At 42.2% G+C, this 17264-nt stretch carries 13 protein-coding genes; 10 read left to right on the top strand and 3 right to left on the bottom strand.

The features are described 5' to 3' along the window. Window positions 1-59 precede the first annotated feature (59 nt). Window positions 60-1178, top strand: a complete 1119-nt coding sequence (locus tag ACXAFK_RS06750; RefSeq protein ID WP_474957210.1) for a PQQ-dependent sugar dehydrogenase — start codon at window positions 60-62, stop codon at window positions 1176-1178. Window positions 1179-1186: 8 nt separating this feature from the next. On the opposite strand, the gene murQ is transcribed toward ACXAFK_RS06750, so the two are convergent. Then, window positions 1187-1999, bottom strand: a complete 813-nt coding sequence (gene murQ / locus ACXAFK_RS06745; RefSeq protein ID WP_293299169.1) for an N-acetylmuramic acid 6-phosphate etherase — start codon at window positions 1997-1999, stop codon at window positions 1187-1189. Between the two features lie 7 nt (window positions 2000-2006). Next, complete coding sequence (locus tag ACXAFK_RS06740; protein ID WP_224835070.1) at window positions 2007-2756, bottom strand: DeoR/GlpR family DNA-binding transcription regulator; 750 nt, start codon at window positions 2754-2756, stop codon at window positions 2007-2009. Window positions 2757-2935: 179 nt separating this feature from the next. On the opposite strand from ACXAFK_RS06740, the gene nagB reads away from it, so the two are divergent. From nagB to ACXAFK_RS06695, 9 genes are all read left to right on the top strand, one after another. Then, a complete protein-coding gene (nagB, locus tag ACXAFK_RS06735) occupies window positions 2936-4843 on the top strand; it encodes a glucosamine-6-phosphate deaminase (protein ID WP_474957209.1) in 1908 nt (635 codons plus the stop codon). A 53-nt stretch (window positions 4844-4896) separates the two neighbouring features. Beyond that, the gene (locus ACXAFK_RS06730) at window positions 4897-7869 is read left to right on the top strand and encodes a SusC/RagA family TonB-linked outer membrane protein (protein WP_474957208.1); all 2973 of its coding nucleotides are present in this window, start codon (window positions 4897-4899) and stop codon (window positions 7867-7869) included. Between the two features lie 17 nt (window positions 7870-7886). Next, window positions 7887-9221, top strand: coding sequence for a RagB/SusD family nutrient uptake outer membrane protein (locus ACXAFK_RS06725; RefSeq protein WP_252079254.1), 1335 nt, complete (start codon window positions 7887-7889; stop codon window positions 9219-9221). Window positions 9222-9311: 90 nt separating this feature from the next. Further along, window positions 9312-10796 (top strand): glycoside hydrolase family 10-like protein, encoded by a 1485-nt coding sequence (locus ACXAFK_RS06720; protein WP_474957207.1) that lies wholly within the window; start codon window positions 9312-9314, stop codon window positions 10794-10796. 7 nt (window positions 10797-10803) lie between these two features. Beyond that, on the top strand, window positions 10804-11286 hold the full coding sequence (locus ACXAFK_RS06715) for a GNAT family N-acetyltransferase (protein WP_474957206.1): 483 nt from the start codon (window positions 10804-10806) through the stop codon (window positions 11284-11286). Then, on the top strand, window positions 11283-12563 hold the full coding sequence (locus tag ACXAFK_RS06710) for an MFS transporter (protein WP_224835076.1): 1281 nt from the start codon (window positions 11283-11285) through the stop codon (window positions 12561-12563). Before ACXAFK_RS06715 ends, ACXAFK_RS06710 begins: the two co-directional genes overlap by 4 nt. Then, window positions 12556-14139 carry a glycoside hydrolase family 3 protein gene (locus tag ACXAFK_RS06705; RefSeq protein WP_474957205.1) on the top strand — a complete coding sequence of 528 codons (1584 nt, stop codon included), beginning with the start codon at window positions 12556-12558 and terminating at the stop codon, window positions 14137-14139. Before ACXAFK_RS06710 ends, ACXAFK_RS06705 begins: the two co-directional genes overlap by 8 nt. Then, entirely contained in the window at window positions 14136-14801 is a 666-nt protein-coding gene (locus ACXAFK_RS06700) for a class I SAM-dependent methyltransferase (protein WP_474957204.1), read from the top strand. The genes ACXAFK_RS06705 and ACXAFK_RS06700 overlap by 4 nt, the downstream gene beginning before the upstream one ends. Continuing rightward, window positions 14798-15886, top strand: a complete 1089-nt coding sequence (locus tag ACXAFK_RS06695) for an anhydro-N-acetylmuramic acid kinase (RefSeq protein ID WP_474957203.1) — start codon at window positions 14798-14800, stop codon at window positions 15884-15886. The genes ACXAFK_RS06700 and ACXAFK_RS06695 overlap by 4 nt, the downstream gene beginning before the upstream one ends. On the opposite strand, the gene ACXAFK_RS06690 is transcribed toward ACXAFK_RS06695, so the two are convergent. After that, window positions 15883-17097, bottom strand: coding sequence for a multidrug effflux MFS transporter (locus ACXAFK_RS06690; protein WP_224835080.1), 1215 nt, complete (start codon window positions 17095-17097; stop codon window positions 15883-15885). The genes ACXAFK_RS06695 and ACXAFK_RS06690 overlap by 4 nt on opposite strands. Window positions 17098-17264: the final 167 nt, after the last annotated feature.

The following is a 17264-nucleotide window of genomic DNA, read 5'->3' as shown; positions in this document are numbered from 1 at the left end:
ACACACGGCACCAAAATATTGCCGTTAATCTATAAAATCTGTTACTTTAACGTAAAAGTATGCAAAAAATTATCCTGATCATCTATTTTTTCGTTGTACTGCTAGGTACATCTTGCGCCCAAACATCCGATAAAGACATAAAAACTCCCAAATCCCTTGATTTTACTACGGAACTTGTCCAAGGAGGCATACAAAACCCTTGGGGAATGGTTTTTCTGTCCAACACTACCTTTTTGGTTACCGATAAGTCTGGCAAACTGATAGTTAGCAAATCCGGAGAAGCCATTGAAGTTGAAAATACCCCTTCAATTTATAACCGTGGCCAAGGCGGATTAATGGATATTGAACTGCATCCTGATTATTCCCAAAATGGATGGATATATTTCTCCTACGCTTCGGAAGAGGGAGAAGGAAAAGGTGGAAACACTGCCATTATGCGCGCAAAACTGTCCGGGTACAAATTGGTTCAACAAGAGGTATTGTACAAAGCATCACCCAATTCGACCAAAGGGCAACACTTTGGGTCACGCATAGAGTTCGACAACGATGGCTATCTATACTTTTCTGTTGGTGACAGGGGAGACAGAGATGTAAACCCCCAAGACATTACAAGAGATGGAGGCAAGATTTATCGTCTACACGATGATGGTCGGATTCCGGACGACAACCCCTTTGTAAACGAACCCAATGCAAAAAAAGCAATTTACAGTTACGGACACCGCAACCCACAAGGCCTAGTATTGCATCCAGAAACAGGAGAACTATGGGAGCATGAACACGGCCCAAGAGGTGGTGACGAACTAAACATTGTACAAAAGGGCAAAAACTACGGATGGCCCGTTATTACTTACGGAATAAATTATAGTGGAACATCAATCACCGACGAAACCAGTAGACCGGGCATGGAACAACCCATCCATCAGTGGACACCATCCATTGCTCCGTCCGGTGTTACCATTGTTACTTCGGATAAATATCCTGATTGGCAAGGAAATCTGCTGGTCGGCTCTTTGGCATTCCAATATTTGGAACGATTGGTAGTCGAAAACAACACGGTCACCTATCGAGAAAAATTACTCGATGGTATGGGGCGAGTCCGAAACGTGCGTCAAGCTCCGGATGGTTTTATTTATGTGGGTATCGAAGGGAAGGGAATATTCCGTTTGGTGCCCAAGTAATCGACCCACTACTTTAATGCATCGATGGCCAGCTTAACAGAACCGTATTTTTTGAGTACTTTTTCAGCTTCATCGTAACTAAGACCAAGCTCTTCCATTATGTAGCGCGTGCCCCTGTCCACCAGCTTGGTATTGCTCAACTGCATGTTCACCATTTTATTTCCTTTTACCCTGCCGATGCGAATCATTAGGGCCGTAGAAATCATGTTCAATACCAGTTTTTGACTTGTTCCGCTCTTCATTCGGGTACTTCCTGTTAAAAACTCTGGTCCAACATTTACCTCAATGGGAATATCAACGGATGTGGCCAAAGGCGAACCTGGATTGTTTGTAATTCCACCCGTAAGAATACCATGGGCCTTGGCATCGGCAATTCCACCCAAAACGTATGGTGTTGTACCGGAGGCCGCTATACCCACAAGAACATCATTTTCATTAATATCGTATTCCTTGAGGTCTTTCCAAGCCTGTTCGGTATCATCCTCGGCAAACTCCACTGCTTTTCTAATAGCTTGATCACCACCGGCAATGAGTCCGATCACCTTATCGTAGGGCATCCCGAACGTAGGTGGTATTTCGGAAGCGTCTAAAATACCTAGTCTCCCACTGGTACCTGCACCAATATAGAAAAGCCTGCCCCCTTTTTCAAAACGTTTGGCAGTCTCATCCACTATTTGGGCTACTTGCGGCAGCACCGACTCCACTGCATCTGCAATCTTTTTATCTTCGTTGTTGATGTTGGCAACTATTTCCAAGGTATCCATTTGGTCCAATCCGTCGTAATTGGATGGCTCCTCCGTAATCTTAATGTGCTTTTCTATCACTATATTATAATATTTGTATGTTCAGATTTTTAAATGCGTCCAGTTTCATGTCCCAAGGTTCCAATTCTGTTATCATTACATCAACTTCTTCTACCCCGCATATTTTATAACGTTGGGTCGACCCGATTTTTTCTGATATGCAAGGCGACACTACTTTTCTTGAACTATGTATCATAGCCTTTTTCATTTGGACTATCTCCCAATCAAATTCCGTTAACCCCTCCATGGGATGAATCGAGTTGGTTCCCAAAAAGCAGATATCCACTTTTATTTCCGACAGCATGTTGATAGCGCTGCCGCCAATGGTAATTTGTGAGTCTTTGGACAATCGGCCCCCAATAAAGATCACTTCAATATTGTCCTTGCTCAAAAGTTGAACTGCAATGGGAAGGCTCGGGGTAAAACATGTGAGTTTTATTTTCGGGGGGAGTTTTCTGGCCAGTTCCAGATTGGTTGTCCCTCCACTCAGTAAAATTACCTGTCCATCCTTAATGAGTCCAAGTGCTTTTTCCGCAATTTGCGATTTTTTTTCTAAGGAATAAATTTTTTTTCCTGTAGGATTATAATTATTAAACCCAAGAGAAACAGCTCCGCCATGCACTTTTTTTAATTGCTTAGAACTATGTAACTCCTTAATATCCCGTCGAATGGTATCCACCGAAACATTTAACCGATCGGCGATATCCGTCAGCAATATTCTGTTGTGGATTCCTACTTCATTCAATATAAACTGGTGTCTTTCTTCTTTTAACATACGTGGGATAAAGTTAAATAAATCCCAAAAACGGAACTAATAACCGCAAAATACTGCAAATAAATGCAGTTTTCAAGTGTAATTGTATATTATTTGCATTTTATTGCATTTAATGCAGTTTTTTGCATACATTTGGAATTAACTTTTCAGCATTTTGCTAGAACCTTATACATTTTGTTATGTACCAGCCTTATCAAGAAGAATTAAGATTTGAGAAAATCCACACCATTATTCATGGAAATTCTGATGTAGCATCGTTATCCGTTGCCAACGAAATTGCCAGTTTGATCAACCAAAAACAGGAAGAAGGAAAAAAAGCCGTTTTGGGCTTGGCTACGGGCTCAACCCCTGTAAAAGTTTACGATTACCTAGTTCAATTTCATAAAGAAGGACGGTTGAGCTTTAAAAATGTCATCACCTTTAACTTGGATGAGTACTTCCCAATGAAACCGGATTCCATCCATAGCTATGTGAGATTTATGAACGAGCACCTGTTCGATCATATTGATATTGAACCACACAATATCCATATCCCAGATGGTAATATTTCCATGGACGAAATAAGAAAGTACTGTGAGGATTATGAGGAGAAAATTAAAAATGTAGGCGGAATAGACATCCAAATATTGGGTATTGGACGAACGGGTCACATTGGTTTTAACGAACCGGGATCCACATTGAACAGTAAAACCCGTCTGATCCGTTTGGACAGAATGACGAGACTCGATGCCGCAAGCGACTTCTTTGGCGAGGAAAATGTTCCCAAACGAGCCATTACCATGGGAGTCGGTACTATTATGAGTGCCCGTAAAATAATTCTTATGGCTTGGGGCGAAGGAAAGTCCAGCATTGTACAACAAGCCGTAGAGGGAAAAATAAAAGAATCGGTTCCGGCAACCTTCCTTCAGTATCACGATAATTGTGATTTTGTTTTGGACGAAGCGGCTGCATCATCCCTAACCAGAAAAAAGACCCCTTGGTTGGCCACAGAGTGTGACTGGGACGATAAATTGATCAAAACCGCCACCATCTGGCTATCAGAAAAGCTTGGAAAAGCCATTCTAAAATTGACCAACGAGGACTACAACGAATACGGAATGGGCAATCTGATCGCAGAGATCGGTTCCGCAGAACAAATAAACCTAAAGGTTTTTAACCAGTTACAGCACACCATTACGGGCTGGCCAGGAGGAAAACCGAATGCAGACGATAGCCAACGTCCTGAAAGAGCACAACCGCACCCAAAAACTTCCTTGATCTTTAGTCCGCATCCAGATGATGATGTGATTTCGATGGGAGGTACCTTATTGCGCCTGGTAGATCAGGGTCACAATGTACATGTGGCATATCAAACCTCTGGGAACATTGCTGTTTTTGATGATGAAGTAATCCGCTTCTTGGATTTTGCCATAGATGTACAAAAAGACAACAAAGAGCTTAAACAAAAGATAAAGAAAGTTAGAGAATTCTTGGCCAATAAAAAGCCTGGTGAATTGGATAGCCCCGAAGTACAAGAGTTCAAAGGCCTGATCAGAAAAGGAGAGGCTTTGGCCGCTTGTAGATATTGTGGCGTACCGGAAGAGAACGCCCATTTCCAGAACCTTCCGTTCTACGAAACAGGGGCAGTTCGCAAAAAACCACTTTCCGATGAGGATGTACAGCTAACGTACGACTTGCTCAACAAATTGAAGCCCCACCAGATTTTCGCCGCCGGAGATCTGTCGGACCCACACGGAACACATAGGGTATGTCTTCAGATTATTTTTAAGGCGCTCGAAAAATTAAAAGAGGACCGGGTAGATTGGATACGGAACTGTTACGTATGGCTGTACCGTGGAGCGTGGCAAGAATGGGACATTGCCGATATGGAAATGGCAGTACCGATCGGACCCAAGGATATGGCCCGTAAGATCACTGCCATCTTTAAACATCAATCCCAAAAGGACAGCGCCATGTTCCCGGGCAACGACGATCGTGAGTTTTGGCAACGCGCCGAACAAAGAAACAAGGACACGGCGAACAGATACAACGAGCTTGGAATGGCAGAATATGAAGCCATGGAAGGATTTGTACGCTATCATTTTTAAAGAACGAACACTAACAACTCGATAAACTAAATTCAATTAAACTACTCAATTTTATGCGAAAACTTCATGACTATTTAGGATTGAGGTTCCGATTGGTGCTATTTGCACTCTTGGTATCAACGCTTTCCGCGTTTGGCCAGAGCCAGTACACTTTTTCTGGAACCGTTACAGAAACCGGAACCAACCTTCCCTTGGCAGGTGCATCGGTTTTTATTGAAAACTCATCATTCGGCACCGTTACCGATTTTGATGGAAACTACACGTTTACTGCAACTCTTGACTCGGGTTCTTACACACTAGTGTTCAGTTCACTAGGATTTACATCACAACGAATATCCATTGATGCCGGTGGTTCAACCACTATTACCAACGACATGGCCTTGGCCGAAGACCTTTTGAGCTTGGACGAGGTAGTTGTTACAGGTAGTGGCGCCGGTGTAAACAAAAGGACTTTAGGGAACGCCATTTCTTCTGTTAAAGCCGAACAATTGGTAGAAAATGGTGCTACACAGATCGATCAGGCCATTTCAGGTAAAATCACAGGTGCATTGGTACAACAAAATTCTGGAGATCCTGCCGGAGGTATCAGTATCCGTTTAAGGGGACCAAGTACCATCGCCGGTAGTTCCGATCCGTTGTATATTATTGATGGAATCATCATTAGCAACTCAAGTAACGAGTTGGTAGACTTAGGGGGTAATGCCCAGAACAGATTAGCGGACATTAACCCTAACGACATTGAAAAAATCGAGGTGATCAAAGGAGCCGCTGCAGCAGCTATTTATGGTTCTCGAGCAAGTAACGGTGTTGTACAGATCTTTACCAAACAAGGTAGGAGCGGTGAACCCAAGTTTACTTTTATGACCAATGCCCGTATCAATGAACTAAGAAAAGAAATTGATTACAATACAGTACCATTGGCCTGGGAAGTTCCTACGGACCGATCTAACCTGGCAACTTACGAAGTGGACCGTTACAACCTACAAGATGAGTTGTTCGATACTGGTTTTGGTATAGAAAACTATCTATCCATGACCGGCGGTACAGAAAAAACATCGTACTTTCTATCGGCTTCACACTTGGACAACGAAGGAATCATTAAAAACACAGATTTTAAAAGATACGGTTTTAAAGCGAACATTACCCAAAAGGCTTCGGATTGGCTGGACATTACCGGTGGGTTCAACTATGTTCGCAGTGTAAGCAAGGATGTACCGAATGGTGGTATCAACAACCCATACGGTGCAATAACTGGTTATGTGTTCAGTGACAACTCAATAGACCCGTCACCGGATGAATCCGGGGTATACCCTGTAACCTCTCCATTGGTTCCAAGAACCAATCCTGCAGAAGCAGTGGCTCGTTTCGATTTCGGTCAGAAAACCAATCGTTTTATCACCAGCCTTGCTTTAGATGCAAAGTTCAACGATAACTTAAGTGCCAAATACACTTTTGGTATGGATTACTATAACCAATCGGCAACGGCATACATTCCAATTAACAATACATCTCCAAATGCCGATGGATATGCAAGAAGAGCTGATTTGAACAACTTTCAGTACAACTCGGACCTTAACGTAACGTATAGAACCGAGCTTACCGATGATATTAGGTCAACCTCTACCATTGGCGGATCTTGGCAGTATGAGGAACGCGAGAGCGTTGGCATAAACGCAACAGGGCTTCCTCCATTGGTTCAAACGGCAACAGGCGGAAGTATTTTAGAGCAAGGCGAAAGCCGTTCACAGATCTCTTATTGGGGTGCCTTCTATCAGCAATCATTCTCGTACAAGGACAAAATTTACATCAATGGTGCCGTGCGTATGGACGGAGCTTCTTCTTTTGGAGAAGACGAACGTAACCAATTGTATTTTAAAGCCAGTGGTTCTTACGTAATGTCGGACGAGGAATTTTGGCAAAACACCTTTGGTGACGCTTTCAACATCTTTAAAGTTAGGGCATCTTGGGGTCAGGCAGGTAACCTTACCGCACTTGGCGCCTATTCAAGATTTACGAATTACAATCCATCAGCATTGACCGGAGCAGTTAGTCTTACTCCAAGCACTCTTCTTGGTAATGCCGATCTAAAACCCGAAAGACAAGATGAGTTCGAATTAGGTTTCGATTCAGGCTTTATGAACAACCGCTTAGGTATCGAGTTTACTTATTACAAACAAAAAGTAACCGATTTGTTGCTGCAAAGGGTACTTGGCCCATCGAGTGGGTTTGGTTCTCGTTTTGAAAACGTTGGTAACTTGGAAAATACCGGTGTTGAAATACTATTGAGAGGAACCCCGATCAAGTCCCAAGATTTTAACTGGGATGTGACCGCTACTTTCTCCAAAAACAAAAACGAGGTTACCAATGTTGCCGGAGGTGGAAGAATTGCGCTTGGAGGAAGTTTCTCTACCAACTACGTAATCGAAGGTGAGCCATTGGGTGTATTCTATCGTCAGTTCTACGCAAGAAACGAAGACGGTTCCATTGCTTTGGATGAAAATGGATACCCATACAGAGGTACAACCGAAGATGGTGAAGCATCCAAGGTAATCGGTGATCCAAATCCAGATTGGTTTGGTTCTATAATCAACGAATTCTCCTATAAAGATTTCGGTCTTAGAGTTCAATTCGACGCCATCCAAGGCTACGATGTTTTCAACTGGAACAGAAGATTGATGGATAACGTAATCTTTGGTGGAGGTTCACAAGTTGGAGCAGAATTGTTAGGTGAGCTTCCCAAAGGATATGGTAGTGCACAAGCTAACATCTTCGAAGAATTCGTTGAAGATGGTTCTTTTGTAAAACTTAGAGAGGTTGCTTTGAGCTACACCCTTAAACCAAAATGGGATTATATAGACAATGTGAAGTTCAGCCTGGTAGGACGTAACCTGATCTCTTGGGACGACTATTCCGGATGGGACCCAGAAGTAAGTGCTGCCGGACAAAGCAACGGTGTAAGAGGATTTGATTTTGCTACGGTGCCAATACCGAGAACCTACCAGTTAGGTGTAAACGTAAGCTTCTAATCTTAAAAAAATTGACAATGAAATTTTATAGATATTCTACATATAAGCTGATGTTCCTGCTAACCACCGTATTGGCAATCACATCGTGCGAAACAGACTTTGACAATCCAAATGCCGCTGCAAGTGATCAAGTTTTCACTTCCAGGGAAGGGATTTTGGCCACTACCATTGGAATGCAGGAACTGTATTCCACTACCGGTATGCGATATATTATCGAAACCCCTGCAATTACTACAAGAGAAGGTGGAATCACCACTACTTTCCAAAACATGATTGACCTGGAAGACGGTGGGGACATCCCTAATACCAATTCCAATGTAGTGGGATTGTGGACAACAATGCTAAGAGTAGTGGGAATTGCCGAGGACATTGCAGCAAATGCTGCCGAACTCGATATCGATGCAGGGACCAAAAGTGGTTTGATCGCCAATGCGAAACTATTTCACGCCATGAGCATCGGAGCCATGGCTCAGAACTATGAGCAAGTAATTGTGGCGACTTCCGAGGACAACCCTCCTTTCATATCAAGAATTGAAGGGTACAACACCGCAATCGCCTTGTTGAACGAAGCCAAGAGTGCCATAGCCGCAAATCCGATTTCTGCAGAGTTCGAAGCAGAGGTATTAAGAGGGGATATTGATTTGGAGAACACCATAAATGCCATGTTGGCCAGATTTAATCTGTTTGCGGGCAACTACGATGCGGCCATTGCTGCAGCATCCGAAGTGGACCAAACCTCTAGTTCAGTTTTTACCTACGATACTCAAAACCTTAATCCAATTTGGAGCAGGGTTTTCCAGAACAGCGCTCCGAACTTTAAACCACAGGACAATTTTGGCTTGCCAGCTAGTTTTGTATTCGAAGACGGTGACGGCAGATTTGACTTTTACATGGTTCCTTTGGATGAATTGAACCAAAACCAATTCCCGATCGAAGATTTGGCAGGTTTCTTTAATGCCGACACAGGATCTATTCCAATTTATCTACCGGACGAGATGAACCTGATTATTGCCGAGGCCAATCTTAGAAAATCATCCCCCGATACAGGTGCTGCCGTTACCGCCCTAAATTTAGTGCTAACCGATACCGATGATGTTTTTGGGGTAAATGCCAACGTTTCTGCTTATGATGGGGATACTTCGGTTGCCGTATTGTTGGACGAGGTATACAAAAACAGAAGAGCAGAACTGTTCTTAACAGGAATGAGTTTGGAAGATAGCCGACGATTTGGAAGACCCGACCCGACCCCTACAGTTCAGAATTTTGACGAAGAACGTAATAGAAACTTTTATCCTTACCCTAACACGGAAAGAGATAATAACACCAATACACCAGATGACCCAGCCATCTGATACAATTTTGTTTTAAGTTGTTAGTTGTTTAATTTAATCTTGCAAAAAGGCCTACATTTAGTGCATACGTAGGCCTTTTTTTTCGCTTATATGTTTCGAATTCTATACATAATCCCAGTTTTTATTTTTCTTTCCTGTGCTACCACCAAAGCCCCAAAAGAAGAATTTAGAGGTGTTTGGGTTGCCACTGTGGCCAACATAGACTGGCCCAAAAGTCCCGATGATCCCGTCAAAAAAAAGAAAGATGATTTTATCGACATCCTGGACTTCTACCAAAATATGAACTTCAACGCGTCCATTGTTCAAGTTAGGACCGCAGGAGATGCCCTCTACCCTACCGATTTAGCACCGTGGTCCAGGTATCTGACCGGTAAGGAAGGAGAGGCCCAAAAAGAGTTCGATGAACCTCTAAAATGGATGATCGAAGAAACACACAAACGAGGTATGGAATTTCATGCTTGGCTCAATCCGTACAGAGCTACAGTTAGCTTGGACACCACCCAGCTCTCACAAAAGCACGACTTTTTCCAACATCCCGATTGGATCATCAAATACGGAAAAAAATATTACTACAACCCCGGACTGCCAGCGGTACGGGAAAAATTCAATCGAATCATTGAAGAACTGGTCACCAATTATGAAATAGATGCCATTCATTTTGATGATTATTTCTACCCCTACAAAGTTGAAGGGGAAACTTTTGATGATACCAAAAGCTATAAAAAATATGGATTGCCGGGCCAGTCTTTGGAAGATTGGAGAAGAAGCAATGTGGATTCCTTGGTGAAGGATGTGCACAAAACCATCAAAAAACATAAACCTTGGGTACAGTTCGGCATTAGTCCATTTGGCGTTTGGAAAAACAAAAGTACCGACCCTTTGGGCTCCGATACCAAAGCCGGACAAACCACCTATGAAGACCTATATGCCGACCCCGTACTTTGGGTTCAAGAAGGTTGGCTGGATTATTTAGCGCCCCAAGTGTATTGGAGCATGGATTACCCCGTGGCATCACATAAGATTATCACATCTTGGTGGGCCAAAAACACACCCAACACCAATCTATACGTGGGCAATGGCACGTACAAAATCAAAAATAATGCAGACAAGGCTTGGAAGAAAAACAATGAAATTCCCAAGCAGTTGCATTTTGCCCGGGATTTAGATAACATTGACGGTAATATCTTTTTCAGCGCAAAATCCTTGATCGGTCAGCACGAAAAGGTCAACAAAAAACTCCAAAAGAAATTTTACAATCTGCCCGCAAAAAATCCAGGGCCATTAAATCGTGTAGTGCGTGTAGTTCAACTTCCCGCTATCAAATCAGTCGAAGTCAGCAATACAATCATTGATCTATGTGTTTCCCATACGGATAATGTTCCTCGTTTTATAAACCTTTACGTTGTAAAACAAGGCAAAACAGAACTCATTGGAAAAGAATACCTTTCCGAAAGTGATGTAGAAGGGTGTTATCAATTCAATATTACAAAAAAACATCTACGAAAAGATTTAGTAATCAACATAAGTGATGCATACGGTAACGAAAGCGCTGTGCAGCCACTAAATTTAAAATAGACCACTCATGCACGATATGCTTGTTCGACTTTTGGACCTTCCCGACATTTCTGAGGCGGAAAAAAACCTCTTCGAAAATCACGGCATAATATTCAAAAGGCCCATTAGTCCGGAAAAAAGTATTGTTGTGGATTGGACAAAGAAGCATTTCAGCAAAAATTGGGCGGACGAAACAGAAGTTGCCTTTGCCTCCAAGCCCGTAAACTGCTTTATTGCTCAGCGTGGACAGGAAATTTTAGGTTTCGCTTGTTTTGAAAGTACCGCCAAGAATTTTTTTGGCCCTACCGGTGTCCTAACCGACCAAAGAGGTAAAGGCATTGGTAAAATATTACTGATAAAGGCACTTATGGCCCTCAAAAATATGGGATACACCTATGCAATTATTGGAGGGGTCGGCCCTGCTGGCTATTATGAACAGGCCGTAGGCGCCAAGATCATAGAAAAGTCGGAAAAAAGTATTTATCAAAATCTATTAAAACAGCCCAAATGAATGTAGCTCCAAAAGATAAAAACGCTTGGTTATGGATTCCTTTTTTATACTTCACTCAGGGAATCCCATACATTCTCGTGGTAACCGTTTCAGTAATCATGTACAAACGATTGGGCATTGGAAATGCAGAAATCGGCCTGTACACAAGTTGGTTATATCTACCATGGGTAATAAAACCATTATGGAGCCCCTTGGTGGACATTAACGGTACCAAACGAAAGTGGTTCTTGGCCATGCAATTGATTATTTCGTTGGCATTTTTGGGAATCGGACTTTTTCTACCGTCCAACTCGTTCTTTATTATCACCTTAGCGTTTTTCTGGATGGCTGCTTTTGCATCGGCCACAAACGACATTGCCTCCGATGGGTATTATATGATCGGCCTTACACAGAAAAAACAATCTTTTTTTATAGGACTTCGCAGCACTTTTTACCGTTTGGCCATGGTTACCGGACAAGGGCTTTTGGTAATCTTTGCCGGTTTTCTGGAAAATAAATACGGGGACAATACCAAAGCATGGTCCATTACAATGATCTGCGCTGCTGTTTTAATGATCGCTTTGACCATATCCAACTTTTTTACCGCACCAAAATTTGAAGAGCCTGTCTCGCGATCGGATGAAAAACCTGCTGGATTTTTCGAAGTATTCGCCACCTTTTTTAGAAAACATCAAATCGGGGTAGCATTGCTGTTTATCCTAACCTATCGCTTGGGGGAATCCCAATTAGTTAAGATGGCTTCTCCCTTTTTACTGGACGGACTGGAAATGGGTGGGTTAGACTATTCCACCGAAGCCGTGGGCACCATTTATGGCACCGTAGGCGTAATTATGCTATCACTTGGTGGCATTTTGGGCGGTATTTTAATATCTCGGGATGGCCTAAAAAAATGGATGCTTCCCATGCTGCTCGCACTAAATTTGCCCAACGCGCTGTATGCACTGTTGGCAGTAACACAAACGACCAGTATTTACGCAGTGGTGGGCACCGTTATCATAGAACAATTTGGTTATGGTTTCGGTTTTGCAGCATTTATGATGTACCTCATCTATGTGGCAGAAGGAGCGTCGAAAACATCGCACTATGCCATTGCGACCGGTTTTATGGCTCTTGGAATGATGCTGCCCGGAATGCTAAGCGGCTACATACAAGAATGGTTGGGTTATGATGGCTTCTTTATATGGGTGGTAATTGCCGCCTTGCCGGCTTTTATTGTGCTTCGTTATTTAAAATACCCTGCCGATTACGGCAAAAAAACTACCGATTCAAATGATTGATACCCATAGAACATACACACTTACCTCTGAACAACTTTCTTTACAACAGAAGGTAGGGCAATTATTTATGCCTGCCGTATTCATCAACGATACCGAAGAAGAGGTTCAAAAAATGGAAAAATTGATCAAGGATCACCATGTAGGATCCATTTGTTTTTTCCACAGCAGGGCCAGTGCCGCAACCAACTTCGAAGGCAAGAAAAAAGTGGTGCACAACGAAAAAAGCTATGATCGGCTATTGGAGCTTATAGACCGATACCAAAAAGCCGCTCAAATTCCGCTCATCATAGCCATCGATGCTGAATGGGGACTTGCCATGCGCATCGAGAACACACCACAATTTCCTTATGCGATCACATTGGGCGCCCTGAACAATAACAACGAACTTATTTATAAAGTGGGAGAAGCCATCGGGAAAGATTGTAAACATGCGGGCATCCAATGGAATTTGGCCCCCGTGGTCGATATCAACAACAATCCGGAAAATCCTGTTATTGGGTATCGGTCTTTCGGGGACGATAGGGATAGTGTACTCTCCAAGGCAGAAGCATTTCTAAAGGGAATGTCGGAAAGTGGGACTCTTAACTCCATTAAACACTTTCCCGGGCATGGCGATACGGCCACCGACTCCCATTTGGGACTGCCTGTTATCGATAAACCCTTGGATGACCTATTGAAGAATGAACTATATCCTTTTAAAAAACTGATAGATAAAGGGGTCGACTCCGTTATGGTCGGGCATTTGCTCTTGCCACAGATAGATCCCGATCACCCATCCACTACATCATCAAAGATTATTTCCGAGCTACTCCGAAAAGAGTTGGGTTTTAATGGCGTAGTAATTTCCGATGCACTAAATATGCATGCCGTATCCAAAAAGTTCGTTGAAAAAGGGGCGTTGGAAGCGGCTGCGTTTTCTGCTGGTATGGATGTACTATGCTTTACCGAAAATGTGGCGGAAGGCATTACAAGAATCATAAATAATTCAACTAAAAAACAAATAGAACAAAGTTTTGAAAGGGTTTGGGCATTAAAACAGAAAGTTTTCGCCCCAAATACCGCTGTGCAAGCTTCAAATGGGGATACTGTCCAATTAAACAAAGAAATCGCCCAAAATACCATTACGGAGCTTTATGGCAATCCGCTCCTGGCAGAAAAAATCAAATCCTCCAACTTCTTGAATGTTTCTATAAGTTCTGGAAAAAGGAACCACTTTGCGGAACAGATAGCGGCACATTCGGGAATACAAGCCATAGATTTGGATACTGCATTGGCATCGGATAAAAAAAATGCCTTGCTGAGTATATTTCCACCCGCTGTAAAACCTAAAGATTTTTTTGGGTTTGATAAGAAGACATTGGCGTTGATCCATAGACTGATTCAAGAAAAAAACATCTTGATCTACCTTTTTGGCAACCCTTACGTGCTCGATATTTTACAATTGGCAGCGAATTCCAATGTAGCATTGATCTATCAGGATTTTCCAGAATTCCAAGAAGTTGCCGTTGAACACTTTTTAGGAAAAATAGAAGCTAAAGGATCGCTTCCCATTCAATTGAAAACATTCCAGCTATGAGTGATGAAATCAAAAAATCTTGGCATAAAAATGCCGAAGAATGGGTGAAAATTATTCAAAACAACGCCATTCCATCAAGAAAATATACAAATACGGCCATTCTCGACACACTAAAATCTTTGGATGGTGACTCCTTGGCGGACATTGGCTGCGGAGAAGGTTGGTTATCGCGGGAAATGCACACCTTGGGTTGGAAAACTACAGGAGTAGATGCAATACCAGGCTTAATCGAGCAAGCAAAAAAACAAGGTGACCAATCTTTTGAAGTGTTCACTTTTGAGGATATTATTGACGGAAAAGCAATTCCAAATGCACCTTTTGATGTTGCAGTCTTCAATTTTTGCCTGTATCTAAAAGATGGAACACAAGAATTGTTTTCCAATACTTTAAAGCAATTAAAAGCAAACGGCACCATTGTGATTCAGACTTTGCACCCCTATTTTTTGATTGAAAACGGTCTACCATATCAAAGTCAATGGCTCTCCGATTCTTGGAAAGGCCTGCCGGGCAACTTTACCGACGGACATTCTTGGTATGCTCGGACCATGGAAGATTGGATCGAGGTATTAAATATGGTTGAGCAGAGTAAATTTAGTTTTAAAGAAATCTTGAATAATGAACACAAGCCGATTTCTTTAATCATAAAAATAAGTAAGATATGAACACGTATAAAGTCTTGGGACTAATGTCCGGTACTTCTTTGGACGGTCTCGATATTGCCTATTGTCATATTTGGGAAGAGGCCGGAAAATGGAATTTTTCCATTAAAGAAACCGCAGAAATAGATTATTCCGACAAAATGCGGGAAAATCTTAAAAACGCCATCCATCTTTCCGAAGAAGACCACGATCAATTGCACAAAGATTATGGAATTTTTTTAGGGCAAAAGACCAAGGAGTTTATAGAAAACTTGAAAAGAGATGTGGATTTTATTGCAAGTCATGGACATACTTCCCATCACAGACCGGAAGAAGGGATTACGTTTCAACTTGGAGATGGTCAACTATTGGCCAACACTTCCGGAAAAAAGGTAGTGTGCGACTTTAGAACCAAAGATGTGGCACTAAAGGGACAAGGAGCTCCCTTGGTACCCATTGGTGATGAGCTTTTGTTCCATGAGTATGACTTTTGTCTGAATTTGGGCGGCATCAGCAATATTTCTTTTAAAAAGGACGGTAAACGTATAGCCTATGATATTGGTTTGGCCAATATGCCCTTGAACTTTATTACCCATAAAATGGGTATGGCCTATGATGAAGATGGAAAATTGGCACGTTCTGGAAAACTGGACCGGCCCATGCTGGACAAACTGAACAACTTGGAGTACTACCAACTGCCCAATCCCAAATCCACGGGCTTTGAATGGTTTTCCTCCGAGATTCTACCAATAATAGAAAGCTCAAAAGCTTCCAATAAAGACCTGTTGCACACATTCATCCACCATAATTGCGAACAAATCGCAAATGCAGTACATCAGCACAAGAACAGTAGCGAAACTGACATCAAATTATTTGCTACGGGAGGGGGTGCACTTAACTCTTTCTTTATCGAAACGCTTCAAGAAAAGTTGGGCAGGGAAATCCAAGTTGTTGTACCGAGCAAAACTTTGATCGCTTATAAGGAAGCCTTGGTTTTTGCTTTAATGGGCGTTTTACGGCTAGAAGGTAAAATAAACGTATTAAAGTCAGTTACCGGTGCAACGGAGGATTCTTGCAGTGGTGAAATATTCATGCCCACAAAGGTTTAAGTCGTAGCTACCCTTTTTCTTTTAGGTTTGTTCACCCAAAGAAAAATGGTCAATGCGCACAATCCGCAAATGGCCAGACCGGCAAATAAAGGCCAAACCGTGTCTTTTACGAATTCACCGATAAAAGTGGCTATAGGTATGGACAGTAGAGTGGATACAAATCCGTTAATAGCAGCACCGATACCAGCAATGTGACCGATAGGCTCCATGGCAATGGATCGGAAATTTCCCCACATAAACCCAAGACAGAAAAACTGGATGGAAAGAAACCCTACCAAAATATAAATGCTGGGATTTGGTGAGTTCAAAAACAAAATGGAATACAAAATGGCAATAACACAAAAGGCTATAGTGGCCATAAGCGAAAGTTTCCGCATTCCAAAACGCATAACCAGAGTTCCGTTTAAAAAAGTTGAAAGACCTATGGAAATGGCCAATCCTGCAAAAATGTATGGAAACATTTCCTTGAGTGCGTATTGATCTTCAAAAATATGCTGGGCAGAACTTAAATACACCAAAAATGCTCCGGTCACCAGTCCCGATGTCAATGTAAAAGCAACCGTTTCCCTATGTTTGATAAATTCGCGAACACCATCGATAAACACATGCTTAGTGAACGGTATTTTATATTGTGGATGTAAAGTTTCCTTTTGACGTTTCCAAAACCAAATAGCAACAATAAGTACAAATACCAATTGAACATAGAAGATGGCCTTCCACCCGGCAGCGTCCAAGATAAGCTTACCAATGGCAGGAGCCACGACCGGTACCAGAATAAAGAAGGCAACCACAAAAGACATAATTTTTGCCATGTAGTCTCCTTCGTAGGTATCCCGAATAATGGAGATGGAAATGGTTCTTGGAGCGGAAAGTCCAATACCCTGTAAAATTCTTCCGACCACCATAATTTCCAACGAGGGCGCATATAAACAAATAATACTTGCCACTAAAAATATTACGAAACCAACATAAACCACCGGTTTTCTCCCAAAACTATCGGATATGGGGCCAAAGAATAATTGTCCCAGACCAAGACCCAAGAAAATCATGGTGACCAATAACTGGTTATCCGTTGGGTCGGTACTATTAATAGCTTCTCCGATATTGGAAATGGCAGGCAAAATGGCATCTATGGCCAAGGCCACGATGGACATTAAAGCAGCCATCATGGCCACAAACTCAAAATTGGGTTTTTGATTTTGTTTTTGCATCCGGCAAAATTAGTGATACCCAATGGATCGCTAAAGCTTTTAAGAAAGGTTTAATGTTATGGAAACACTTATAACGTTGTAGTTAAAAATAAGTAAAATCAATCCTTGGAATTTTCTCTCGGTTTCGCTCAGGATTCGATGTAAAAAATCAATCTACCCAACAATTC

The organism is Flagellimonas sp. ABD4_174, from assembly GCF_056160185.1.
The sequence above is the reverse complement of the archived record's forward strand: the minus strand, read 5'-3'. Positions and strand labels throughout refer to the sequence as shown.